The organism is Citrobacter pasteurii, assembly GCF_019047765.1.
GTDB lineage: Bacteria > Pseudomonadota > Gammaproteobacteria > Enterobacterales > Enterobacteriaceae > Citrobacter > Citrobacter pasteurii.
Map to the genome: position 1 here is coordinate 839173 of NZ_CP077262.1, position 26019 is coordinate 865191.

Annotated in this window: 21 protein-coding genes and 1 other RNA gene; 12 read left to right on the forward strand and 10 right to left on the reverse strand. The window is 48.8% G+C overall.

What is annotated here, in order from left to right:
- Nucleotides 1–43: 43 nt before the first annotated feature.
- The 9 genes from I6L54_RS04150 to I6L54_RS04190 all read right to left on the reverse strand — a co-directional run bounded on the left by I6L54_RS04150 (nucleotide 44) and on the right by I6L54_RS04190 (nucleotide 8699).
- Nucleotides 44–1417, reverse strand: coding sequence for a galactitol-specific PTS transporter subunit IIC (locus I6L54_RS04150; protein WP_040234106.1), 1374 nt, complete (start codon nucleotides 1415–1417; stop codon nucleotides 44–46).
- Between the two features lie 4 nt (nucleotides 1418–1421).
- On the reverse strand, nucleotides 1422–1706 hold the full coding sequence (gene gatB, locus I6L54_RS04155) for a PTS galactitol transporter subunit IIB (protein WP_003828616.1): 285 nt from the start codon (nucleotides 1704–1706) through the stop codon (nucleotides 1422–1424).
- A gap of 29 nt (nucleotides 1707–1735) precedes the next feature.
- Nucleotides 1736–2200, reverse strand: coding sequence for a PTS galactitol transporter subunit IIA (gatA, locus tag I6L54_RS04160; protein WP_040234105.1), 465 nt, complete (start codon nucleotides 2198–2200; stop codon nucleotides 1736–1738).
- Nucleotides 2201–2214: 14 nt separating this feature from the next.
- Nucleotides 2215–3486 (reverse strand): tagatose-bisphosphate aldolase subunit GatZ, encoded by a 1272-nt coding sequence (gene gatZ / locus I6L54_RS04165; protein WP_040234104.1) that lies wholly within the window; start codon nucleotides 3484–3486, stop codon nucleotides 2215–2217.
- A 132-nt stretch (nucleotides 3487–3618) separates the two neighbouring features.
- Nucleotides 3619–4473, reverse strand: a complete 855-nt coding sequence (locus tag I6L54_RS04170; RefSeq protein WP_040234096.1) for a tagatose bisphosphate family class II aldolase — start codon at nucleotides 4471–4473, stop codon at nucleotides 3619–3621.
- 197 nt (nucleotides 4474–4670) lie between these two features.
- Nucleotides 4671–5477 (reverse strand): HPr family phosphocarrier protein, encoded by an 807-nt coding sequence (locus I6L54_RS04175; RefSeq protein WP_040234094.1) that lies wholly within the window; start codon nucleotides 5475–5477, stop codon nucleotides 4671–4673.
- Nucleotides 5464–6894 (reverse strand): PTS fructose transporter subunit IIC, encoded by a 1431-nt coding sequence (locus I6L54_RS04180; RefSeq protein WP_040234092.1) that lies wholly within the window; start codon nucleotides 6892–6894, stop codon nucleotides 5464–5466. The genes I6L54_RS04175 and I6L54_RS04180 overlap by 14 nt, the downstream gene beginning before the upstream one ends.
- 25 nt (nucleotides 6895–6919) lie before the next feature.
- Nucleotides 6920–7834: a 1-phosphofructokinase gene (pfkB, locus tag I6L54_RS04185; protein ID WP_040234091.1), complete on the reverse strand. Its 915-nt coding sequence runs from the start codon at nucleotides 7832–7834 to the stop codon at nucleotides 6920–6922.
- Nucleotides 7835–7844: 10 nt separating this feature from the next.
- On the reverse strand, nucleotides 7845–8699 hold the full coding sequence (locus I6L54_RS04190; protein WP_040234090.1) for a tagatose bisphosphate family class II aldolase: 855 nt from the start codon (nucleotides 8697–8699) through the stop codon (nucleotides 7845–7847).
- A 339-nt stretch (nucleotides 8700–9038) separates the two neighbouring features.
- Between I6L54_RS04190 and I6L54_RS04195 the strand changes: the two genes are divergently transcribed.
- A complete protein-coding gene (locus tag I6L54_RS04195; RefSeq protein WP_040234088.1) occupies nucleotides 9039–9872 on the forward strand; it encodes a DeoR/GlpR family DNA-binding transcription regulator in 834 nt (277 codons plus the stop codon).
- Nucleotides 9873–9882: 10 nt separating this feature from the next.
- Nucleotides 9883–10821 (forward strand): sugar kinase, encoded by a 939-nt coding sequence (locus I6L54_RS04200; RefSeq protein WP_040234087.1) that lies wholly within the window; start codon nucleotides 9883–9885, stop codon nucleotides 10819–10821.
- Between the two features lie 48 nt (nucleotides 10822–10869).
- Here I6L54_RS04200 and garD read toward each other — a convergent pair whose 3' ends face one another.
- A complete protein-coding gene (gene garD / locus I6L54_RS04205; RefSeq protein ID WP_040234086.1) occupies nucleotides 10870–12441 on the reverse strand; it encodes a galactarate dehydratase in 1572 nt (523 codons plus the stop codon).
- 403 nt (nucleotides 12442–12844) lie between these two features.
- On the opposite strand from garD, the gene garP reads away from it, so the two are divergent.
- The 10 genes from garP (at nucleotide 12845) to I6L54_RS04255 (ending at nucleotide 25576) form a co-directional block, all read left to right on the forward strand.
- Nucleotides 12845–14179 carry a galactarate/glucarate/glycerate transporter GarP gene (gene garP / locus I6L54_RS04210; RefSeq protein WP_040234085.1) on the forward strand — a complete coding sequence of 445 codons (1335 nt, stop codon included), beginning with the start codon at nucleotides 12845–12847 and terminating at the stop codon, nucleotides 14177–14179.
- Between the two features lie 15 nt (nucleotides 14180–14194).
- Nucleotides 14195–14965: a 2-dehydro-3-deoxyglucarate aldolase gene (gene garL / locus I6L54_RS04215; RefSeq protein ID WP_005131731.1), complete on the forward strand. Its 771-nt coding sequence runs from the start codon at nucleotides 14195–14197 to the stop codon at nucleotides 14963–14965.
- A 30-nt stretch (nucleotides 14966–14995) separates the two neighbouring features.
- Entirely contained in the window at nucleotides 14996–15886 is an 891-nt protein-coding gene (gene garR, locus I6L54_RS04220) for a 2-hydroxy-3-oxopropionate reductase (RefSeq protein WP_040234084.1), read from the forward strand.
- A 65-nt stretch (nucleotides 15887–15951) separates the two neighbouring features.
- A complete protein-coding gene (gene garK, locus I6L54_RS04225) occupies nucleotides 15952–17097 on the forward strand; it encodes a glycerate 2-kinase (RefSeq protein ID WP_040234083.1) in 1146 nt (381 codons plus the stop codon).
- Between the two features lie 32 nt (nucleotides 17098–17129).
- Nucleotides 17130–17506: RNase P RNA component class A (rnpB, locus tag I6L54_RS04230), an RNA gene on the forward strand.
- A 694-nt stretch (nucleotides 17507–18200) separates the two neighbouring features.
- Nucleotides 18201–19553: a histidine-histamine antiporter gene (gene hdcC / locus I6L54_RS04235; protein ID WP_005131726.1), complete on the forward strand. Its 1353-nt coding sequence runs from the start codon at nucleotides 18201–18203 to the stop codon at nucleotides 19551–19553.
- A 40-nt stretch (nucleotides 19554–19593) separates the two neighbouring features.
- On the forward strand, nucleotides 19594–20730 hold the full coding sequence (locus I6L54_RS04240; RefSeq protein ID WP_005131724.1) for a histidine decarboxylase: 1137 nt from the start codon (nucleotides 19594–19596) through the stop codon (nucleotides 20728–20730).
- 212 nt (nucleotides 20731–20942) lie between these two features.
- Complete coding sequence (locus I6L54_RS04245; protein ID WP_052463717.1) at nucleotides 20943–22325, forward strand: amino acid permease; 1383 nt, start codon at nucleotides 20943–20945, stop codon at nucleotides 22323–22325.
- Nucleotides 22322–23590 (forward strand): histidine--tRNA ligase, encoded by a 1269-nt coding sequence (gene hisS / locus I6L54_RS04250; protein ID WP_040230530.1) that lies wholly within the window; start codon nucleotides 22322–22324, stop codon nucleotides 23588–23590. Before I6L54_RS04245 ends, hisS begins: the two co-directional genes overlap by 4 nt.
- Nucleotides 23591–25576, forward strand: coding sequence for an ATP phosphoribosyltransferase regulatory subunit (locus I6L54_RS04255; protein ID WP_245163424.1), 1986 nt, complete (start codon nucleotides 23591–23593; stop codon nucleotides 25574–25576).
- The last annotated feature ends 443 nt before the right edge of the window (nucleotides 25577–26019 follow it).

Below are 26019 nucleotides of genomic sequence, written 5' to 3' on the forward strand. Positions count from 1 at the left end.
AGAGTCTCCAGAAATGTGAAGGGGAGCAAATGCTCCCCAGAAATTATGATGCGGTCTGGCTTTCCGTTATGGCTGCAGCTTTTTCAGCTGCCACGAAATTACGTGCCCGACGCCAGGTCAGCAGCACACCCAACAGGTAAATAGCAGCGATAATGATGAAACCTACCACGTTCTGCCAGGTGAAAAGCTGGATCAGCAACCAGGTGATTGGGGAGCCGCCCTGGTCCATTGAGGCCACCATGCCACCGGCTTTCAATGCGCCTGCATTGGCGGCAAGCTGAGTGTGTAAGCCGATGGTCTGGGTGGCGATCCACAAGGTGATGCCCATGATGATGACGCCAGAGATCAGCGTGCGGAACAGGTTCCCCTGATGAACGGCTACCGCCATGGCAACAAAGAAACCAATGGTCGCGAGATCGCCGAAGGGCAGTACCTGATTACCTGGGACCAGCACGGCAATCAGGATGGTCAGCGGAATAAAGATCAGACTGGCAGAAACTACCGACGTATGACCGAGAAGCAGCGCAGGGTCCAGACCAATTAAGAACTCCTGACCGCCAAATTTTGCCTGCAGGCGTTTGCGGGCATGCTTCGCGATAGGTGTTAAGCCATCCATAATCGGTTTAATCACGCGTGGCATCAGCAGCATCACGGCAGCCGTTTTCACGGCCAGTTGCAGGACGCCTTTCACGTCATATCCTGCCAGCATACCGATAACCAGACCCATAACGAAGCCGACGGTAACCGGCTCGCCAAAAGGTCCGAAGCGTTTCTGTACATCGTCTGCACTGAAGTGAATACGATTCAGACCCGGGATTTTTTCAATGATCGTATCAACCAGGACCGCGATAGGGCCCAGGTAGGCTGAGGAACCGTGGGGGATAGCAATCCCTTCCAGACCAAAAAAGTCGCGCGTGTCTTTCGCAAACCAGTCACCCAGTTTGTAGACGAAGGCGGCATGAACAACCACGCCGAGAATGCCCAGCCAGTATGAACCGGTTGCCAGATGCAACATGGCGCCGGTAAACGTCATATGCCAGATATTCCAGATGTCGACGTTCACCACGCGGGTCATGCGGGTAACCAGCATCAGGATATTCACCCCAATGGCGACAGGAATCGCAATTAACGCAATTTGCGAAGCCCAGGTCATTGGTGATGAACCCGGCCAGCCGACGTCAATGACGTGCAGGTTGATTTGAAACTGTTCCGCCATCGCTTTTGCGGCTGGTCCAATAGAGTCCAGCATCAGGCCGATCACCAGACCAATACCGACGAAGCCGATCCCGATATGCAGACCAGATTTAAAACAATCCCCGAGCTTCATTCCCAATAATTTTGAGAAGATGATGATCACTAACGGCAGCATAACCGTTGGACCTAAGTCGAGGATATAACGCATTATTTCGCTAAACATGGCGTTACCCCACGAGGATAGTCAGTATTTTTTGCTGTAATGCTTCGATACCCACGCCTGAGACAAAAGGCATGCCGTGAACCACCGGGATATCGCCAAATGTACGGTCAACGCGAGCAGTAGTACAAATAAGGTCCGCGCCATCCATATAGGTTTCGATTTCCGTTACCCGGCACTGAACCAGGTCGAGTTGGATATTGTTGGCTTCGCAGAGCTCTTTGATTTCTTCCGCAGCCATTGTTGAAGTTGCTACAGCACCGCCACAGGCCACAATTACTTTACGTTTCATAGGGTATTCCTTTTATTATCAGTTTTTTATCAAGCCTGGGCGCAGGGCTCAGACTCAAGGATTTTTTCCCGAAAGAGTATTGCCAGTTCTGCATCGGGTGCATTCAGCAATGCTTCAATGGTGCTCGGGTTTTGTAGCTCACTAAACAGACGACGCAGGAGCTTCAGTTGCGCCGTCGGGTTTTCAACAATTAAGGCGATAATTAAAGAGACGGCTATCTCTTCATCATCATCCGCTTGTTGAAAATTAACCGGTGTATCTGGGCGAATCAGATAGATAGCCGGAGATTTCGCGTGAACAGCTTCACAATGCGGAATCGCAACGGCATGACGTTCCAGCGCAATTCCAGTTGGAAAGGTTACTTCACGCTCAATCAGGGCCTGCGGGTAGCTTTCATGCACGACCCCTTTAGCCAGCATCTCCTCCCCAATATGGGTCAGCGCATGCTGACACGAGCTAAAGTTAATTCCTGTTCGGACAAAGAGTTGACTCATATATTCTCCAGATTTCAGGCGATTACTGGTGCGCAACCAAAGCGATAGGCGCGCAGAACATCCTGGATTTTGTCGATAATCAAATTGTGTGGTGTCGCGGTTAATGTGCCTTCAGACAGACGCTCAAACTGCACCGGCATAAATTGGCTAATGAGTCCCAGAGGTAACGCGACGTCATTAAGGTTGGTTATTAATTTCTCTACACTTTGGCGAATGCGGGGATGCGGCCAGTAGTAACGAATACGGTCGGAGAGACTGAAGTGAATATCAACCATCGCCTGACTCCAGGTTGGACGATAGTATTTTTTCCAGTAATCCGGTTCATTCAGCATCACTTCGTCAATCACGTCCAGAACCCGGCTTCGCTGCTCTGGGGATACCAGCTCATTTTCCATTTGCGCCAGGGCAAAAATGGCTTCACGCAGGGCAAAGGTGAGTGCCGGACCCACTTTCAAAATTGCATAGTGATCGCGTACCAGCGCACGGTATGCCTGACGGGTTTGATAATCTGTTGAATGCGCTTCGTAGACCATTGGGGTTTCTTTGATCCAGGCAGAAAGCGCTTTTGCAGCTTGTGGTTGATAGTGAATGATTTGAGTGTGGTCGAACTCGACGCCGGGCTGAACCACAATGGCGATAACGCGAGTTAACGCCTCTTCAAGTCCTAACGCACGGAAGGCAACCTGGTGGGTTTCCAGTGTCCGGGCGGCATCTTCTTCACGCGTAACGTGTACAGTGCCAATGGTGCTGGCTTCTCCACCAGGTACCGGGACTTCTGTACCTATCACGTAAGTCAGTTGGCGTTTTTGTTCTTCCGTGGCTATTGCTTCCGCAGCCTGGCAAAGTAGGGCTGCTCGCTGGGCAACAACCATTGGGTCCAGCGGTGTAGGGTCGTCAGCGCAGGACATTGAAGCGTCCAGGTGAATTTTGCTGAATCCTGCAGCAACGTAGGCTTTAATTAACTCAACCGATTTCTCCATCGCTTCTGCCGCAGTTTCATTTTGCCAGCAGTTAGGGCCGAGGTGATCGCCCCCGAGGATCAGTCTTTCGCGAGGGAAACCAATCTCTTGTGCGATGCCATAGACAAAGTCACGGAAATCAGCGGGTTTCATCCCTGTATAGCCACCAAACTGATTAACCTGATTAGACGTCGCTTCGATCAGAACTTTACTGTCTGTATTGAGATCAAAACGTAATGCGGATTCAATAACCAGCGGATGTGCTGAACAAACCGAACAAATACCTAAATGCTCACCTGCTTTATGACGAGAGATTATTTCTTTCACTTCTATCTCCGATATCTTTTGTTTATCTTCATAATATTTTTGGATTGAAGGCAAAGGGTAAAAGCGACTTTCGTGATCCAGCTTTAAAACAGACCTTTGTCAGAATCCGGACAAGTAAATTAAATCAATAAGTTACAATTTCCCTTCACAGCCGCAATCGGCAATGACTTTACGCACCACCTCTTTCATGGCGGCTTTGGCAGGCATCATGTAATGCCGTGGGTCATTCGCATTGGCATGTGTACTCAGATAAGTTTTGAGTGCGTCAGCAAAGGCGATTTTGAGTTCGGTCGCGACGTTCACTTTGCAGATTCCTAAAGAGATAGCGCGCTTAATATCATGTGTAGGCAGGCCGGATGCGCCATGTAAAACCAAAGGGATTTCAACGCACTGGCGAATTTCTGCCAGTCGTTCGAAATCCAGTTTTGGTTCAGCGTTGTACAGGCCATGCGCCGTGCCAATCGCGACCGCCAGTGAGTCGATGCCGGTTTTTTCCACGAACTCCCGAGCCTGTTCTGGGTGGGTATAAAGCGCATCTTTTCCATCCACGATCAGGTCATCTTCTTGTCCACCCAGCCGTCCCAGCTCCGCTTCAACGCTAACGTCATAGCGGTGGCAGTAGTCCGTCACGCGTTTAACTAACGTAATGTTCTCGGCAAACGGCAGATGGGAACCATCGATCATGATGGAGCGAATACCCGTAGCGACTTTCGCTTCAATATCAGTGGCGCTTTCATGGTGATCGAGATGGATGGCGAGGGGATGGTTCCAGCATTTTGCCAGTTCACTGGCGATTGCAACGATGTTACCAACCCCGGCATAGCTAAATGTGCCTGGCGTACCGGCGACGATCAACGGAGAACGTAGTTCGGCAGCTGTTTCCACGACAACCTGTAGGGTCTCCAGGTTGTGGATGTTAAACGCCGGTACGGCGTAGCCTTCTTGTTGCGCCTTCTTCAGCATCATTTTGCTTGAAATGATAAACATACTTCCTCCGAAGTCTTTCGATTTCCTTTCTTCGAAATAAAGTATAGGGTTTCGTAATGTTTTTATGTGATTTCGATCTGAAAAATGAAAGTTTCGAAAGAAATGGGAGGGTTATGAAAGGTGGTTTGAAAGGCGATTTAGCATTAGGCATCAATCCGCGCCTGAAGAAACCAGGCGCGGATAAGGTTAGTCAGACATTAATTAAACAAACGAGATAGCCAACTTCGTTTCTGGCGTGCTGCTTCAGGGGGTGGGGTGACGGGTACTGAGACCATCTCTCCTAATCCCTGTCCAATACGCTGCCCAATCTCATGTAGAGCGCGTTGGGCATCCGCACCTTGCGCAGTGAATCGCATACGATGACCATTTTTTGCGCCTAACGAGACAACTTTCATCAGATTTTTACCATCTACAGGACCTGTGTTGTTATCAAGGTTTTCAATCGTGACGGCGCAATCAAGTTGCTTAATAAATTTGACCAGTACAGCACTCGGTCTGGCATGCAGGCCATGCGGGTTATGAATAACGAAGGTGGCCTGTTCACCTGCAATTCCTTCTTCTTGCGGGTTATTGTCAGTATCAGTGCCAGTTAAAATGGTTAAAACTTCGCTGGGTGTTTTCGCCTTTTGTAACGCTTGAGGGACGCTGTCATCACTTAACACGCGAGTCAATTGACGCAGAATCTCAAGATGTTCATTCGAACGCGCTGCAATACCAGTGACCATATGTGCAATGTTGTCATCCCCCCATGCCACGCCCTGACGAAAAATGATGACCTTCACGCCAGTATTCAGTACTGCGTGGCGAGTCTCAGGCGTGCCGTGAGGGATGGCGATACCGTTACCGAGGTAAGTGGAGATTTGAGCTTCACGATCCAGCATACCTTGCAGATACTCAGGTGTCGTATTCCCGGCTGTAACCAACTTCTCTGAAACCCGCTGGAGTGCAGTGGCTTTGTCGATTTGCTCGTCACTGATGAAAATGTCCTGCTCACAAAGTTGCATTCTGACCTCCTGTCTGAATAGTGGTGCTGTCTGAACCGACAGGCAGTTTGCGATTTAGCCACAATCTCCACGATCCCAGCATAATGGCGCCGCATGCGGAGCCTGCAAGAATACACAGCACCCAGGCAATGGGTTTGCTGACTAATGGCAGGATCAGGAAACCGCCATGCGGGGCGGGTACCTGAATATGCAAGCTGTAGCTGAGAACGGCGGAAATACTTGACGCGATCATCATCATTGGGATTACACGTAGAGGATCTTTTGCAGCAAACGGGATCGCGCCTTCAGTGATGTGCGTACAGCCAAGAATGTAGTTCACCATCCCGGCAGCGCGTTCTTCTTCGCTAAAACCTCTTGGGAAGAAGGTGGTTGCCAGAGCGATCACCAACGGAGGAGTGATACAGGCAGCGGAAACGCCCGCCATAAAGAAATAGTTACCCTGGCCGAGCAGCAGTGTGCCGGTAACGTAGGCAGCTTTGTTGACCGGGCCACCAAAGTCGAACGAGCACATGGCACCGACGACAATTCCAAGCAGAATAGGATTGGCTTCCTGTAATGATGCAAGCCAGTTCATCATACCGTTGTTGATCGCGGCAACGGGTTGTCCGAGTAGCGACATCAGCGCACCAATAGCCAGCACGCCAATCAGCGGCATGATGAAAATGGACTTCAGCCCTTCGTACTGACGAGGCAAACCGTCGAGCCGATTTTTTACCCACAGCATCAGATAACCAGCTGCAAACCCGGCAATGATGCCACCGAGAAACCCTGCGCCCGTTGCGTTAGCCAGTAAGCCGCCAACGAAGCCCGCCACCATTCCAGGCCTTCCGGATATAGAGTAAGCGATATACGCAGTAAAGACGGGAACCATGATTGAAAAAGCCTGCTGCCCAATCTTCATTAACATGGCTGCAATGGCATTATATTCCGGTGACTTAGGGTCGGCAGAATAAATTCCCCACAAGAAAGAAATAGCAATCAATATACCGCCGGCGACCACGAATGGCAGCATGTTCGAAACACCACTCATCAGGTGTTTATAAATTTGACGACCTAAAGATTCTTTTTCTGTGTTATTCTGCGAAATAGCTTGGGCGCCTTTACGAATGGAAGCTTCACCGTTGAGAATCTTATTAATCAGTTCAACAGGATGGTGAATGGCTTCTTTTACCGGAACCTCAATTACCGGTAAACCGTTAAAACGGTCGGGAGAAACATCTTTATCGGCCGCAATAATTACACCCGCGATATCATTAAGGTCAGTAGGCGTAATAGCGTTCTCAACGCCGCTGGCACCATTCGTTTCCACTTTTATTTCGACAGACATTTTTTTAGCTGCATGTTTTAAAGCTTCTTCAGCCATAAAAGTATGCGCGATACCGGTAGGGCAGCCGGTAACTGCAATGATCTTTTTCATAAGCAGACCTTTAATTTGTTTTTGTTTACAGCTTTCGGACCTGGGTTTGAGGAAGTAATGTATCAATCGCTGCAAGTTGGCCTAGCCCGGCTGAACTTGCGACATCTGCACCCGTTGCGCTGGCAAGCGTCAGAGCATATTCCACTTCACCAGTAGTTAACCAATGGCTTAGGAATGCAGCAAGCGAGGCATCGCCCGCGCAGGCTGAACTCACCAGTTCAATAGTTGGTGCGGTGCAAAACCAACTATCAATACCGTTTGAGAAGTACATGCCTTTGGCTCCGAGCGTCAGTAAAACATTCTGGGCGCCGAGAGAGTGCAACTCTGCAAAGGCATTTTTTGCCTGAACATCATTGGTTACGGTTAACCCAAAAATGGCTTTTATCTCCTCGTCGTTTGGTTTGATTAATAATGGATTAAACTCCAGTAATTGACGCAACGATGGATGACTAATATCCAGTACAATCGCAATTTCTTTTTGCTGACAAATCTGCATAATTTCAGCATAAAAGTTACTTTCGACTCCCTGAGGCAAACTGCCACTGATAACCAAATACTCTGCATCAGATAGTCGTGATATTTCATTCAATACTTGCTGCTTACAGTCATCAGGAATATATGAGCCAGGATTGACCAGTTTGTACTCCTGTTGACCATCATTAATAAAAATATTAATTCTTGTTGGTTCATTCACCCATGCAGGAGAAACGCTAATTTTTTTCTTGCGTAGTTCTTCCACAATATATCGACCAGTAAAGCCGCCAAAAATACCCAGTATATGTGCCGGTTGTCGGAAATGGTTTAATACCAGGGCGACGTTGACGCCTTTTCCATTTGGGCAATATTCTGTATGACGCGTACGGTTTACAATGTCAGGCTGTAAAGGATCGCTAAAGATATTCATATCAATCGCGGTATTGAGCGTTAACGTGTAGATCACCGGTATTCCCTCACAACTGTCCTTCACAACCGCAGACATGGATCACTTTGCGTACGACTGCTTTCATCGCCTGTTTTGCTGGCTGCATGTAGTGGCGTGGGTCGTTGGCTTTCGGGTTTTGTGCAAAGTACTGTTTTAGCGCATCAGAAAACGCGATTTTTAACTCTGTCGCGACATTAACTTTGCACACGCCCAGGCTAATAGCTTTGCGGATATCGCTTTCTGGCAGGCCGGAAGCACCATGCAGCACAAGCGGGATATCGACCTGTGCGCGGATCTCTGCCAGGCGGTTAAAGTCGAGCTTGGGTTCTGCGGCGTACAGTCCGTGAGCGGTGCCAATCGCGACGGCCAAAGAGTCAATTTCGGTCCGCGCAACAAATTCGCGAGCCTGCTGTGGATTGGTATACAGCGCATCTTTACTGTCGACGACCAGATCGTCCTCCACGCCGCCCAGACGTCCCAGTTCTGCTTCTACACTCGTATCGTAGCGATGGCAAAAATCGACCACTTTTTTCACCAGCGCCACGTTTTCTTCGAATGGAAAGTGAGAGCCGTCGATCATCACGGAACGGATGCCGGCCAGCACTTTGCTTTCAATATCGACCGTTGATTCGTGATGATCGAGGTGAATCGCCAGAGGGAGATTGTGCTCGCGAGCCAGATCGCCTGCGATCGCTACGATATTTCCGGTCCCGGCATAGCTGAAGGTTCCAGGCGTACCTGCCACGATCAACGGTGAGCGCATTTCTGCTGCGGTTTCGACAACGACCTGCAGGGTTTCCAGGTTATGGATATTAAAAGCTGGTACCGCGTAGCCATCGCGTTGCGCTTTCTGAAGCATATTTTTGCTGGAAATGATGAACATGATTTTCTCTCTCTAGTTTTCTTTCAAAATTAAAGTTGATATTGATATTTCGGCTTCGTTTTGAAAGTAATCTAACGATCATTCATGGATCTTATTGTGATCATCTACACAAAATCGTATTAAAATTTATAAAATGAAAGTTATTTATTGACTATTGATTTTCTTTTGTAAGTTAATGAGGAAAAGCAGGATGCTGCTAATTTATTGATATTACTGAAATGTTTTGAGTTTTTTGCATCTTCGTGAACGACGCGTAATTGACATCACTCAGAGGAAATTTAAAAATGAAAGTTAAAGCGCGGAAGAGACTTCCGACATGTCATATAAAAAGGGTACGTTGTGGCAAAACCATCTACCAGCCTGCTGAAGAGGCGTCTGGACATTGCCGAAATCGTTCGTAAGAACGGTGAAATCAAAGTGGACGACCTGGCAGAAATGTTAGCCGTTTCAGGAGTGACAATCCGTAATGATCTCAATTACCTGGAGCAGCAGGGTTACCTGAAACGATCTTTTGGCGGGGCGATTTATACCGCACAGCCGGTTAGAGCATCTGTCACTCAGGATATGAGTCGGGTACAGGAGTGGGACCGTAGCGGTGAGCTTGAGTTGGCAAAGCAGGTTGCTCGGCTGGTTGCTGATGAAGATTCGCTTTTTCTCGGGGCTGGAGTCGTTCCACGTAAAGCGCTCCCTTTTCTTGGCGAATCTCGTGAGCTGTGCCTGGCGTTCAACGATCTCGGCCATGTGGCGACTGCGCGTGATTATATTGACGGTGAGATTGTGTTGCTGGGGGGGACTCTGGACCGTAGCGGACAGAGACTGGAAGGCGAAATTGCTATTCAATCGATCCAGCGTTTTCAGCCAACCTGTAGCGTAGTGATGATTGAGCACGTCAGCGAAGATGGCACTCTGAGTGTAGCCAGCGAAAGCGCCGCGGTAATACTGGCGGAATCACTCAGGCTCAGCCAGCGATGCGTGGCGGTCATTGCGCAGCGTCCAGATTATGGTGAAGCAAGATATCCTGTAGGTAAGTTGAGCGCACTTAGTGCGGTGGTTACCCCGCAGATTGTTGCCGCCGAGTACCACTCGCGATTTATCGCCGTTGGGTTGACCAACAGCTATACCAACAATGAATGTCTGACCTGGATTAATCCCGCCCTGCATCCAGCAAGGTGAAGGACAACGCATGAAAATGACTATTGCGACACTTGGTGAATTACTCGTCGAATTTTTGGCGAAAAAAGAGAATCAGGGTTTTTCGTCCCCTGGCGAATTTTGGGGACCGTATCCCAGTGGGGCGCCAGCTATCTTTGCCGATCAGGTCGCTAAGCTGGGCTTTCAGTCTTTGCTGTTTAGTTGCGTTGGCAATGATGCCTTTGGGGAGATGAATATCGCCCGGTTGAGACGAGACGGTGTGAACGTTAAGGGCATTTCCGTTCTTCCTCATGCCACCACAGGCAGTGCGTTCGTTAGCTATCGCTCACAGGCACAGCGTGATTTTATCTTCAATTTACCTAACAGCGCCTGTGGGTTGCTGAGCGCTGAACATCTTGATGGAAAATTGCTTGGGCAATGTAACCACTTCCACATAATGGGATCTTCATTATTTTCTTTTCGGCTGATTGATGCTGTGCGTAAAGCCATCAGCATTGTTAAAGAGAACGGAGGAACCATCTCGTTCGATCCGAATATTCGCAAAGAGATGCTGAATATTCGCGAGATGTCACAGGCTTTTGAATACATCCTGGATTACACCGATTTCTTCCTGCCAAGTGATGGTGAACTGGACTACTTTGGTTTGAGCAAATCACGCGATGAGCTGCAGATTGTCGAAAACCTGCTTGCTCGGGGAATTAAACATATTGTGATTAAACGCGGTCCTCGCGGTGCCAGCTATTATTCTACGCAGGAGCAGCATCACGTCACCGGCTATCCGGTTGACGTTGTCGATCCCACTGGTGCTGGTGATTGCTTTGGCGCAACATTTGTCAGCCTGTTTCTTGCAGGATACTCGATTCCGGATGCGCTGGCTCATGCCAATGCGGCAGGCTCGTTGGCGATATCGACGCGTGGGCCAATGGAAGGTACGTCAACGTTAGCGCAGATCAAGGCGCTGATGGGGTGAAATACCAGATGACGATGACATCGTCTGGTATTTCACTGATTGGAATAATCAGGTCACTGGCGCCGGGTTAAATACCGCCAGCTGGTTATGCAGTCCCCACTGATCTGAGAAGGTTTTCTTACGTCCGCTGGCGACGTCGAGGATAAACTCGAACAGTTTCAGCCCCACTTCTTCAATGGTTTCTTCTCCGGTAGCGATGGTGCCTGCGTTGATATCCATCAGGTCAAACCAACGATTGGCCAACTCGGTACGCGTCGCCATTTTTATCACCGGCACGGCCATCAGACCGTACGGCGTACCGCGACCAGTGGTAAAGACTTGTACGGTGATCCCGGAAGCAACCTGTTGCGTGCCGCAGACAAAATCGCTTGCCGGGGTGGCTGCGTAAATCAGGCCGCGCCTGGTTGGACGCTGACCCGGCGACAAGACTTCGACAATCGCGCTCTTGCCCGACTTTGCAATAGAACCCAGCGCTTTTTCCACCACGTTTGCCAGACCGCCTTTCTTGTTACCCGGAGAGGGGTTAGCGCTGCGGTCAGTTTTCCCCATATCGAGATAGTTGTCGTACCAGGCCATCTCTTCGAGCAGGCGCTTGCCCACCTCTTCGTTAATTGCCCGCGGGGTCAGAAGATGGATCGCATCGCGGACTTCGGTCACTTCCGAGAACATTACGGTCGCACCGCAGCGAACTAACAGGTCGGAGGCATAACCTACCGCCGGGTTGGCCGTTACGCCAGAAAACGCATCGCTGCCGCCGCATTGCATGCCGACTACCAGTTCAGATGCCGGGCAGGTTTCACGCTGGCGCTGATTGAGCTTTGCCAGGTGGCGCTCAGCGACCTGCAAAATGTCTTCTACCATGGATTTAAAACCAACGTGTTTTTCATCCTGCAGGCTGACGATGCTGGCGCTGTCGACCGGAATACTTTTTACATCGTGAGTACCCTCCAGCAGGCGCTCAGGCTGGAGTTTTTCGCAGCCGAGGCCGATGACCATTACTTCACCGCCGAAGTTCGGGTTCAGCGCAATATTGTGGATTGTACGAATCGGCACGATGGCGGCTGGCGCGTTAATCGCTACGCCGCAGCCGTACAGATGATTGAGCCCGACTACGCCGTCGACATTCGGATATTTGGGCAGCAGGTCGCGCTCAATGATTTTCACTACATAGTCCACCACTCCCGCCACGCAGTGCACGCTGGTGGAGATGCCGAGCAGATTCTTGGTGCCGACGCTGCCGTCAGCATTGCGGTACCCTTCGAAGGTATACCCCTCCAGCGGCGGCAGCGGTTCCGGGACTTTGGTTGCCAGCGGTAATGTTTCCAGCGGCGGGGCTTTTGGCAGTTCAACCATCGATTCATCGATCCAGCTGCCGCGTGGGATATCGCGAACGGCATAGCCTATCACTTCGCCATAACGTACGATTTCACCGTGAACAGGAATATCCACGAGCGCCACTTTATGTCCCTGGGGAATATGTTCAATTAGCTCCAGTCCATCCGGAAAACGCGTCCCGGATTTCAGACCATTGTCATTGACAATAATCGCCACATTATCTGTGTCGTGAACTTTAATATAAAACGCCGTTGGCGATTCTTGTCTAATTTCGATGTCGGCCATTGTCCAGTATTCTCCAACAAGTGGTGATAATAGTGTGGATATTTATATTTCGAATCTCATTATCAGTAATAAAGATTCGGTATCGTGAAATAAGAATGTCAGGAGTTTATCGTGAAAAATGTGACAATGATCACTTAAACTCAGCAAGACCGCACCAGCAGGGGTAGCAATACGTAAATGTGTGGATTAGCGCCCATGCATGTGTGCATATGCCCAAAACATTATTTTCATAACGCATGTTTAATGAGCGCTTGCACAATGATTAACGTTGCGCTGCTGATTATACTAAATCACGGTTTCATAGCGTCTGATAAATTATTATACGTTTTTATTATCGGTAATTTATCACCAGGGATATCTGCCAAATAATAATAAAAACTTTTATGTACCCGAGGTAATTAGAATGATACTGGATACAGTTGTCGAGAAAAAGAAAGGTACGCACACTCGTTATTTAATATTGCTGATAATCTTTATTGTTACAGCCGTTAACTATGCGGACCGTGCGACGTTGTCTATTGCCGGTACGGAAGTGGCGAAAGAGCTACAGCTTAGCGCCATATCAATGGGTTACATTTTTTCGGCTTTTGGCTGGGCTTATTTGCTGATGCAAATTCCCGGCGGATGGCTGCTCGACAAGTTCGGCTCGAAGAAAGTCTACACTTACAGCCTGTTTTTCTGGTCGCTGTTTACCTTCCTGCAGGGATTCGTGGATATGTTTCCGCTGGCCTGGGCAGGTATTTCAATGTTCATCATGCGTTTCATGCTGGGCTTCTCGGAAGCGCCGTCTTTCCCGGCGAACGCCCGTATTGTGGCCGCCTGGTTCCCGACAAAAGAGCGCGGCACGGCATCCGCGATTTTTAATTCCGCACAATATTTCTCCCTGGCACTGTTTTCGCCGCTGCTGGGCTGGCTGACCTTCGCCTGGGGCTGGGAGCACGTCTTTACCGTGATGGGCGTTATCGGTTTTGTGCTCACCGGGCTGTGGGTGAAACTGATCCATAACCCGACCGAGCATCCGCGTATGTCGCAAGAAGAACTGAAGTTTATCTCTGACAACGGCGCGGTTGTGGATATGGATCACAAGAAGCCGGGCGATGCAGCATCTGGCGGTCCTAAGCTGCATTATATCAAGCAGTTGCTGACTAATCGCATGATGCTTGGGGTGTTCTTCGGACAGTATTTTATCAATACCATCACCTGGTTCTTTCTGACCTGGTTCCCGATCTACCTGGTGCAAGAAAAAGGTATGTCGATCCTGAAGGTAGGCCTGGTGGCGTCTATTCCTGCGCTGTGTGGATTTGCCGGTGGCGTGCTCGGCGGGGTGTTCTCCGATTATCTGATTAAACGCGGCTCCAGTATTACTCTGGCGCGTAAGCTGCCAATTGTGCTCGGAATGTTGCTCGCGTCGACCATTATTCTGTGTAACTACACCGATAACACCACCCTGGTTGTCGCGCTGATGGCGCTGGCGTTCTTCGGCAAAGGCTTCGGCGCGCTGGGTTGGCCGGTGATCTCCGATACCGCACCGAAAGAAATCGTCGGTCTGTGTGGTGGTGTTTTTAACGTATTTGGCAACGTCGCTTCCATCGTCACCCCGCTGGTGATTGGTTATCTGGTGAGCGAGCTGCACTCATTTAATGCTGCGCTGATGTTTGTAGGGTGTTCGGCGCTGATGGCAATGGTTTGCTACCTGTTTATTGTCGGTGACATTAAACGTATGGAATTGCAGAAATAAACAAAGGTATAGGCGATGAATAACACGATTTTCCCGAATAAGTTTAAAGCGGCTCTCGCGGCGCAACAGATTCAGATTGGCTGCTGGTCTGCATTAGCCAGCCCAATCAGTACCGAGGTTTTAGGCCTGGCAGGTTTTGACTGGCTGGTGCTGGATGGCGAACACGCGCCGAACGATATCTCGACGTTTATCCCGCAATTGATGGCGCTGAAAGGCAGCGCCAGCGCGCCGGTCGTGCGTGTACCGACCAACGAGCCGGTGATTATCAAGCGTCTGCTGGATATCGGGTTTTATAACTTCCTGATCCCGTTTGTTGAGACCGAAGAAGAAGCGGTGAACGCCGTGGCGTCGACCCGCTATCCGCCGGAAGGTATTCGCGGTGTGTCCGTCTCCCATCGCGCCAATATGTTTGGCACCGTACCGGACTACTTTGCGCAGTCGAATAAGAACATCACCATCATCGTGCAGATCGAAAGTCAGCAGGGCGTTGATAACGTTGACGCCATCGCGGCGACCGAAGGCGTAGACGGTGTCTTCGTCGGCCCAAGCGATCTGGCCGCGGCGTTAGGCCATCTCGGCAATGCGTCACATCCTGATGTGCAGAAAGCTATCCAGCACATTTTTGCCCGCGCGAAAGCACATGGCAAACCAAGCGGTATTCTGGCCCCGGTAGAGGCGGATGCGCGTCGTTATCTGGAGTGGGGCGCGACCTTTGTTGCCGTTGGCAGCGACCTTGGCGTGTTCCGTTCAGCCACACAGAAACTGGCTGATTCTTTTAAGAAATAACCACCATCGACAGTAGAGAGAGATAAAGACATGACAATGAAAGTTGGTTTTATTGGCCTCGGTATCATGGGTAAACCAATGAGTAAAAACCTCCTCAAGGCAGGTTACTCGCTGGTGGTTGCTGACCGTAACCCGGAATCCATTGCACAAGTCATTGCCGCAGGTGCAGAAACCGCTGCCACGGCGAAAGCCATTGCTGAGCAGTGCGACGTGATCATCACCATGCTGCCGAACTCTCCGCACGTGAAAGAGGTGGCGCTGGGGGAAGACGGTATTATTGAAGGGGCGAAGCCGGGCACAGTGCTTATCGACATGAGTTCCATCGCGCCGTTAGCCAGTCGCGAAATCAGCGACGCGCTGAAAGCGAAAGGCGTGGATATGCTGGATGCGCCGGTAAGCGGCGGCGAACCAAAAGCGATTGATGGCACGTTGTCGGTGATGGTTGGCGGTGATAAAGCGATTTTTGACAAGTATTACGATCTGCTGAAAGCGATGGCTGGTTCGGTGGTACATACCGGTGACATTGGCGCGGGTAACGTTACTAAGTTGGCGAACCAGGTGATTGTGGCGCTGAACATTGCGGCGATGTCTGAAGCGCTGACGCTGGCGACCAAGGCGGGTGTGAACCCGGATCTGGTGTATCAGGCGATCCGAGGCGGACTGGCGGGAAGCACCGTACTGGATGCGAAAGCGCCGATGGTCATGGATCGCAACTTTAAGCCGGGTTTCCGTATTGATCTGCATATCAAAGATCTGGCGAATGCGCTGGATACCTCGCATGGGGTCGGCGCGCAGTTGCCGTTGACTGCTGCAGTCATGGAAATGATGCAGGCGCTCCGCGCAGATGGGCTGGGCACCGCCGATCATAGCGCGCTCGCATGCTACTACGAAAAACTGGCGAAAGTGGAAGTCACACGCTAACAAGAAGGGCGCGGATGTGCGCCCTGTATTTCTTGCCTTGCGCGGCACAGTCAGGCTACATAACTATGAAAATCGTAATTGCCCCAGACTCTTATAAAGAAAGTCTATCTGCCACTGAGGTCGCTCAGGCAATAGAAAAAGGATTTCGGGAAATATTTCCCGATGCGCAATATGTTTCAGTTCCGGTGGCCGACGGCGGCGAAGGAACGGTCGAAGCCATGATTGCCGCCACGCAAGGGAGTGAATATTCCGCGTGGGTGACGGGGCCGCTGGGCGAAAAAGTGAATGCCTGCTGGGGCATGTCCGGAGATGGTAAAACTGCGTTTGTCGAAATGGCGGCAGCCAGCGGTCTGGCGTTAGTACCTCCTGAAAAGCGTAACCCGCTAGTCACCACGTCACGCGGTACCGGGGAATTGATTTTGCAGGCGCTGGATAGCGGGGCGCAGAGCATTATTATCGGCATTGGCGGTAGTGCAACCAACGATGGCGGCGCGGGTATGGTGCAGGCTCTGGGGGCAAAACTCTGTGATGCCAACGGTACTGAAATCGGTTACGGTGGCGGTAGCCTGATTTGCCTCAATACCATCGATGTTTCGGGGCTGGATCCGCGCTTAAAAACCTGTTCAATTCGTGTTGCCTGTGATGTGACGAATCCTCTGACGGGCGATACTGGCGCATCCCGCATCTTCGGCCCGCAGAAAGGGGCGACGGAAGAACGCATTCTCGAACTGGACCGTAATCTCTCTCACTATGCCGATATCATTAAAAAATCGCTCAGGGTGGATGTGAAAGACGTGCCTGGCGCAGGAGCGGCTGGTGGTATGGGGGCCGCGTTAATGGCTTTTTTAGGCGCGGATCTGCGCAGTGGTATCGAGATTGTGACGCAGGCGCTCAATCTGGAAGAACATATTCACGATTGTACGCTGGTGGTCACCGGTGAGGGACGCATCGACAGCCAGAGTGTGCACGGCAAAGTGCCGGTGGGCGTGGCAAGCGTCGCGAAGAAATACCACAAACCGGTAATTGGTATTGGCGGCAGCCTGACGCGTGATGTGGAGGTGGTGCATCAATATGGCATCGATGCAGTGTTTAGCGTCTTGACCAGCATTAGCACGCTGGAAGAGGCCTTTCGTGGGGCATTTGATAATATTTACCGTGCTTCAAGAAACATCGCCGCCACGTTAGCGATAGGAATGCGCAGTGCGGGGTGACATTACCCCGCAAACCCTCTATACTGCGCGCCGAAGCTGACCAGACAGTCGCCGCTTCGTCGTCGTCCTCTTCGGGGGAGACGGGCGGAGGGGAGGAAAGTCCGGGCTCCATAGGGCAGGGTGCCAGGTAACGCCTGGGGGGGAAACCCACGACCAGTGCAACAGAGAGCAAACCGCCGATGGCCCACGCAAGTGGGATCAGGTAAGGGTGAAAGGGTGCGGTAAGAGCGCACCGCGCGGCTGGTAACAGTCCGTGGCACGGTAAACTCCACCCGGAGCAAGGCCAAATAGGGGTTCACAAGGTACGGCCCGTACTGAACCCGGGTAGGCTGCTTGAGCCAGTGAGCGATTGCTGGCCTAGATGAATGACTGTCCACGACAGAACCCGGCTTATCGGTCAGCTTCACTCTTTATAAAACCCCGCTTCGGCGGGGTTTTGCTTTGTGAGACAGAATAGATGAATGACTGTCCACGACGCTATGCTCAAAAGAACGCGGCTTATCGGTCAGCTTCACTCTTTATAGAACCCCGCTTCGGCGGGGTTTTGCTTTGTGAGACAGAATAGATGAATGACTGTCCACGACGCTATGCTCAAAAGAACGCGGCTTATCGGTCAGCTTCACTCTTTATAGAACCCCGCTTCGGCGGGGTTTTGCTTTGTGAGGCGTAGCTCACAGGAAGTCATCGTTCTGTCCGTTGTAACATAAATTATGTTCCCTCTTTTGAATCACACCCTTCTACTTTATCCATATCAGAAATGCCCGTTTTTGGCGTAATAAACAGGACATCTTTAAATTACTCATAATTATTAACATTAAAACAAAGCCATCAACAAAAAATTACATTATTAATAAATGATCGTCGTGATTTTTTCCTGATTATTTTAGTGTCGCCTTTTATTTATTCAGGTCGAATAAAAGGGGACAGAGTCAATTACTAATAAAATGGTTAAAAAGTGAGCGAAAAAACAGCTCAAAAAAAATTGATTCATTATTATTTTTGATTGTTGTCACAATAATGGACATTTCTATTCATAACAATGACCCACGAATTCAGTACGAATTTCCACTTATTGCAAAATTTTAAATTAATAGGAAACCATTATGGGAACAGTAAGCTCAGGCTCTGCTCATAAAATGGGAGTCATTGCCCTAACGTTAGTGACCGCATCAAATATGATGGGGTCTGGCGTATTTATGTTGCCAACTAATCTCGCAGGCATAGGCTCCATCTCAATATGGGGATGGGTATTTACCATCATCGGCGTTATTGCACTGGCATTAGTTTTTGCTAAAACTAGTTTAATTACACCTCGTACCGGCGGTATCGTTGCTTATGCCAGTGATGCCTTTGGCCCATTCATTGGGTTTCAGACAACAATGTGCTATTGGATCAGCGCATGGGTAGGTAACGTTGCATTATTGGTCGCAGGTGTCGGCTATCTCAGTTTCTTTTTCCCAGAGCTTAAAAATCCAACTTACGGTTGTATTGCCGCAATTATTATTCTGTGGGCATTTGTTTTCCTTGCTAGTTTTGGTGCCAAAGTTGCGGGGCGGGCACAATCCTTTACCGCAACTTGCGGGTTAATCGTAATATTAGGTGTAGGATTTATTGGGTGGTTCTGGTTTAACCCGTCGCTCTATACTGAAGTTTATAATGGAACGGGTCATAGTGATTCCTCGGCAATTATTTCTGCAGCGTCGATTGCGCTATGGGGCTTCCTTGGTATTGAATCTGCAGTCGTTTCTACCGGTCAGGTCGAAGATCCTGAACGCACGGTTCCTCGGGCTACCGTTATGGGGTTATTAATCGCTTCCGTATGCTATGTTGGTAGCTGCACCGTTATTATGGGGTTGGTACCACATAATGTTCTGGTAGATTCAGCCGCACCTTTTGCTGATGCCGCACGCTATATGTTCGGTAATACGGCAGGGAACATTGCTTCCGCACTGAGCATCATTGCCTGCTTTGGCTCAATTTCAGGTTGGCTGATACTTCAGTCAGAAGGCCCGCGCGCAGGTGCTCAACAAGGACTTTTCCCGAAATTCTTTGAAGAAACCAACAAGCAAGATGTCCCGATGAAAAGCCTCATTTTCACCGGTGTATTAATGAGTATTGTCTTGCTTCTGACGGCATCTCCGAATCTGGCGAAACAATTCCAGGCTGTAATTTTAATGTCGGTATTTGCTTCACTTCTGCCATATATGTACGCCCTGATTTCGCTTCCAATTATTCTTGTTTCAAAGAAAGCCAATCGTGGAAGATCGTTTATGTTTTACTGCACGTTGGTTGTTATTGGCATGATTTACTGCATTTTTGCTTTGCTTGGTTCTGGCAGCGACTCCATATTCTGGGGCATTTTGATGATGATGGTAACCATTCCATTGTTCTCTTTTGTTGCTGCCGGGCGTAGTAAGAAAGGTCAGGATATTCTTTATTTAGATAAACGTATCTAAACGTATCCAACTGTATTGGTTTTATCCACGGGAGTTTAAAATGACATTATCTATTGTCGATCAGAATAAGCTCGATGCTTTTTGGTCATATTGCGTAAAAAATCAGTATTTTAATATAGGCTATCCGGAGTCAGCCGACTTCGATTACACTATACTGGAACGGTTTATGCGTTTCTCCATAAATAATTGTGGTGATTGGGGAGAGTATTGTAATTATTTGCTGAACTCGTTTGATTTTGAAAAAGAAGTAATGGAGTATTTCGCCAGAATTTTCAAAATCCCATTTGAAGAAAGTTGGGGCTACGTTACCAATGGGGGAACTGAAGGTAATATGTTTGGCTGCTATCTGGGGCGTGAACTGTTTCCAGAAGGTACGCTTTATTACTCGAAAGATACTCATTATTCCGTTGCAAAAATTGTTAAGTTGTTGCGCATTAAATCAAGTCTGGTGGAATCACAGCCGAATGGTGAGATGGACTATGATGATTTGATTCGTAAAATTCAACGCGATAACGAAGAACATCCGATTATTTTTGCAAATATCGGCACAACTGTTCGTGGCGCTATTGATAATATTGCTGAGATCCAACAACGGATTGGTCAACTGGGTATCAAACGTGACGATTATTATCTACACGCTGATGCTGCGTTGAGCGGTATGATTTTGCCATTTGTCAACGATCCGCAACCTTTTAACTTCGCTGATGGTATTGATTCTATTGGCGTTTCCGGCCACAAAATGATTGGTTCGCCTATTCCCTGCGGCATCGTGGTAGCGAAAAGGAAAAACGTTGATCGGATTTCTGTCGAAATTGATTACATCTCTGCACACGATAAAACCATTTCTGGTTCTCGTAACGGCCATACACCGCTAATGATGTGGGAAGCTATTCGCAGCCATTCCTGGAGCGACTGGCAACGCCGCATTGAACATAGCCTGAATATGGCACAGTACGCAGTCGATCGCTTACAGGCTGCTGGTATTGATGCATGGCGCAATAAAAACTCAATTACCGTGGTTTTCCCTTGCCCGTCAGAAGCAGTCTGGAAGAAACACTGTCTGGCCACTTCTGGTGACATTGCTCACCTGATTACCACTGCGCACCACCTTGACTCCAGCAAGATTGATGAGCTGATTGACGATGTGATTGCTGATCTGAACCAGCAGGCCGCATGAAGAAAGGGCAGTGATAATCATCACTGCCCTCAGGGGCGGCGCAACCGATGCCGAGACCAATCAATATCGGTTGCGTCTATCAGGCTCTGTTCTTACAGAGCCTTCAACGAGATTACCGCTTTACCGATGGGTTGTAACGACAAACTTTGGCCCAGGACATGCGCGGGGGAAGTCCCGTTCATCTCACCATGATCTATTAAATGAGGACTGGCATGGATAAATGTTGCGCGAAAACAAACCAAATGGGCCTGCTTGCGCTGACCATGATGACAGCATCAAATATGATGGGTAGCGGTGTGTTTATGCTGCCTGCCACGCTTGCGAGAATAGGTTCAATCTCTGTCTGGGGGTGGGGACTTGCGTTTTTAGCGATTGCTGCCCTGGCACTCATTTTCTGCAAAATGAGTGAGTTATTTCCGCGCAATGGCGGCATCATAGCCAGTATTACTGCCAGCTTTGGCCCCTTTATCGGCCTACAAATGACATTGTTCTATTGGTTGTCAACGTGGATTGGCAACTGCGCGCTGCTGTTAGCCGGCGTGGGATATCTCTCTTTCTTCTTCCCGGTATTACACAACCCACTTTATGGTACGACAGCATGCATTGTGCTGCTTTGGTGCTCTGTTCTTTGGGGATTACGTGGAGCGAAACGGGTTGGCTATATGCAAATGTTCACGGGCAGCTGCATGGTGCTGGTGATCCTCAGCATCGGCGTCATGGGCTGGGGACATTTTGACGTTGCGCGTTATCAGGCAGCCTGGAATCTTAGTGGCGTCAGTGATCATCAGGCAATCATTAACGCGGCAACTATCTCATTATGGGGTTTTCTGGGCATTGAATCTGCATCTGTCTCGTTTAGCCAAGTGAAAAACCCACGCCGCACAATACCGCTGGCCACCTTGTTAGGGTTGGGGCTCGCTGGGTTATGTTATGCCAGTTCAACCAATGTCATCATGGGGCTACTCCCCCATGATGTGCTGATGAACTCCTCCTCTCCTTTTGCCGACAGCGCAAAAGCAATGTGGGGAAGTACGGTTGGAGCGATTATTTCAGCCATGGTTGTTATCGCTTGCCTCGGTGCGATGCCTGGTTGGCAAATCCTGCAAACGGAAGTGCCCAGGGCTGCGGCGGAAGATAATTTACTCCCTGCTTTTTTTGCCCGTACTAACCGCCATGGTGTTCCCTGGTGTGGGTTGGTTTTTACTGCAGCGCTGATGACTGCACTTCTGCTATTCACATTGTCGCCAAATCTGCAGAACCAGTTCCAGAGCGTGATTACATTGGCCATCTCTGCCAGCTTACTCCCCTATGCATTTGCTGCAGTATCACTGCCGGTCATGATGGTTGTTCATCGCCGGGGAGGAGATGCCAGTTTCTGGACTTATTGCTGCCTCAGTCTGGTTGCGTTGAGCTTTATTGCGCTGGCGTTAATGACAGAGAGTGCCTCTACCGTGGTATGGGGAATTATTTTACAGATGATCACCATCCCTCTTTACCTTCTTTATGTTGCCCGACGCCATCGCCTGAACAAGGGTGTCCCGCAGCACAATTTGACTGAACAATATTTTTCTTTATTAAGCAAGGAGTTGTCATGAGCAAAATTCAGGCCATACGAGGTATGCGCGATGTGCTGCCTGACGAAACACCAATGTGGCAGTGGCTGGAGCGTAAATTTCATCAAATGGCGTTTCGTTATGGATACCAGGAAATGCGTCTGCCGCTCCTGGAACCCGTTGCGCTCTTTGAACGTGCGGTGGGTGAAGCGACTGATATCGTCTCAAAAGAAATGTACGACTTTACCGATAAAAGCGGTGAGCATATTACCTTGCGTCCGGAAGGAACCAGCGGATGTATGCGTGCGGTCCTGGAAAATAACATGTGTTACAACAAGTCACAGCGTTTGTGGTATCAGGGACCGATGTTTCGTTACGAGCGTCCGCAAAAAGGGCGGTTACGCCAGTTCACGCAGTTTGGCGTCGAAGCCTTCGGAATGTCCGGTGCCGATGTTGATGCTGAACTGATCTTTATGGTGCGCGATCTATTTGAAGATTTAGGCATATCACAGAACGTCAGGCTGGAAATTAACTCATTAGGGACACCGGAAGAACGCCAGGCACATCGTAGGGAACTGGTGAGTTGGTTCACTCAACATAGAGACTTGTTGGACGAAGACAGCATCAAGCGTCTGGACGTAAACCCTCTGCGTATCCTCGATAGTAAAAACCCTGAAATGCAAGAAATGATAGAGAACGCACCTTGTTTACTGGATTTTTTGGCGGATGATTCACAGCGGCATTTCAATACGTTGCGGACTCTGCTGGACAATGCCGATATAACCTATCACATTAACCCACGCTTGGTGCGCGGGCTGGATTACTATTCACGCACTGTTTTTGAATGGATTACCGATGACTTAGGTTCTCAGGGGACAGTCTGCGGTGGTGGTCGTTATGATGGCCTGGCTGAGTTATTTAATGGTAAGAAATTGCCCGCCTGTGGGTTTGCCATAGGTATCGAACGATTGTTGCTTCTGCTGCAGACTGTTTATGACGGCCTGAATCCTCAGTGGCAATTCCATCCTGACGTTGTGATTACCAGCGAGCTGGAAGATGGGGGCGTACAGGTGCAAGTGCTGGCTTGCGTGCTTCGTCGAGACTTGCCTGGTTTACGTGTCCTCACTGATTGTAGCGGTACCAAACTTAAACGACAGCATCAAAATGCCCTTAAGAGTGGTTGTCGTTTTATTCTGACCATTAATGCTGATCAACAAATTCGTCTTTGGGATTTACAAAATAACCAGCAAAATTTACTAGCGATTCAAGATATTGCATTACGACTTGATGAGCTTAACCAGAAATAAGTGAACTGGGCTATCAAAAGGGCATCTTGTTGTCTTTTGGTAGCTCCTGTAAGATTCTTTAGAAATCTTAATATATTAACAGACGTGGCTTATGTACTAATAAAAACACTATTTAGCCAACTTAAATATTATTCAAACATTATTCCTATGCCACGAAAAAACCGATTATTTATCGATGGAATTCCTCACCTCGTGCAATTGTGCGGGCATAATGATGAAACTATTTTTAAAGGTGAAGAAGATTACCAGTATTTTTATCAATGCATCGATGCTGCAATGAGTATCTATGCGATAAGATTACATGCGTATTCACTTTCATCAAAGAAAATATTTTTATTTCTGTCCGCTCCTGATAAAGAATGCCTCGGGCGTTTTATGCAATATATCGCCAAAGGTTACACCCACTACTTCAACCACCGTCACCAACGCCATGGTACGCTTTGGGATAGTCGATACAATTGCTGCCCCGTCGAACCCAACGCCTATTTCTTACTGACAAAAAAATACGTTGAATGCCATTGCGTGGATGAAACACCTCATCATAGTTTTGCTGATTCCCCTGAAGTGCGGATCACTCCCCATGAAGAGTATCTGCGCCTCGGAGAAAATGCGGCGCAGCGTTCAGGTGCCTACCAGCGCTTTTGCCTGGGTATGATTGTTCCAGCAGTCATTACGCGTATTGAGTCATCACTGGTGCAAAACTGCCTACTGGCAACGACACCTTACTCTCAGTCGCTGGAAGAAAAATATCAGCGGAATCTGCGGCCACGAAAAAGTGGTCGTCCACGTAAGCATTACCAGAACCCCGCCGCGGACTGGGAGTGGCTGGAAAAAAAAGCGGAGTATTTATTGCAGCAGTATTGCTACAAGGAGATCCGCATGCCGCTTCTTGAAAGGCTGGAAGAAAACGCTACGAGGTCTTTTTCCGGTGAAAGTGATGAGCTAATGCTTAATCATCAGGCGTTATTTCGTGGTGATGGAACGATGGGCTGTCTACGGCTTTTATCGCAATATCAGAATTTACAAATTGGCACACGATTATGGTATCAGGGGGCAATGTTCCGCCGTCAGAACCAACAGAACATCAGCCAATTTCATCAATTGGGCGTGGAAGCGTTTGGCTATCCAGATATTGGCATTGAGATTGAACTTATTTCCTTACAGTACGATTTTTTCAAATCGCTACAACTGTTGCCGTTTGTCGAACTCAAAGTCAATACATTAGGCAATGCCGAGGAGTTCACTCAATTTCGCCGTCACTTGCAGCAATACTATCAGCCGCTGGCATCACTGCTTAATGCCAGGCAGTTAGCTTGCCTGGAGCAACATCCTGAGCGTTTACTGAGTGATAAAGATAATTTGATGCTGCGGCTGGCAGAAAAAGCGCCGCAACTTGAAGCATGCCTGTCATTACAATCCCGTCAGCGTTTTACGCATCTTTGCGACTCATTGACTGCACTGAATATCCCTTTTACCCACGATAAAAATCTCTTCCCCGTAAATGACTATAACGACCAGCTTTTCGAATGGTATGCGGATTCTTTGCATCACAATAAATTACTGTGTCGGGGCGGGCGTTACGACAACAGCGCCAGTCGGCTAATTGGGCATCCTGTCTCTGCATGTGGCTTCGCTTTCATGCTGGAACCGATTATGCAGTTGCTCACCGCGACGAAAAAAAACAGCGATTACGCTAAGCATGTCGATGTTGTCATCATACCCAGCCAGGAACGGGCACGGGATCAGGCAATACTGCTTGGCCGCCGGCTCAGGCGTAATTTCCCGCATTTAAGCATTGTCAATGACTGCTCCACGCTACGCTTATCGACCCGGCAGAAGAACGCGCAACGCCAGGGAGCACGTTTTATTTTGCTTATAGACGGTAGCGACAATGAGGTCACTTTTTGTGATGAAGAAAACCATTGCTGGGTGCAAATCCCCCTTCATGAAGTGACAGCGCATTTAAGTATGGCATTAATGATGTAACCTGGTGGCTCGCAATGAGAAGTGGCCTTCCCTTTATTGAAGGAGATAACCTTCTTTATCTGGCAACAGGTACTGGTGGATATTTCCTGTTTTGTGACGGCCAACACAAAACGCTGTGCGATACGTTTTTATCGAGAATAAATGAACGTAATCGATCGCCATCACAAAATTACTCGCTGGTAAATCGTACAAAATCAGTGTTAATGTAATGTTGCATATGATGATTTTATGTATTATTTGATTTAAATATTAATGAATGCAATGTTTCTTTACAAACAAATAAGGCGAAAAAATGTGATGCATGGCGTTATTTATTCATGGTTACAATTAAAATATAATTAAATTTGATAAGTTGCTTATTAAATTTAAGCATCATTTTGCCGTATAATTGTTCTGTAATTGATTGAAATATAGCCTTTCACGATTTTTGGAAATAGCGGGAA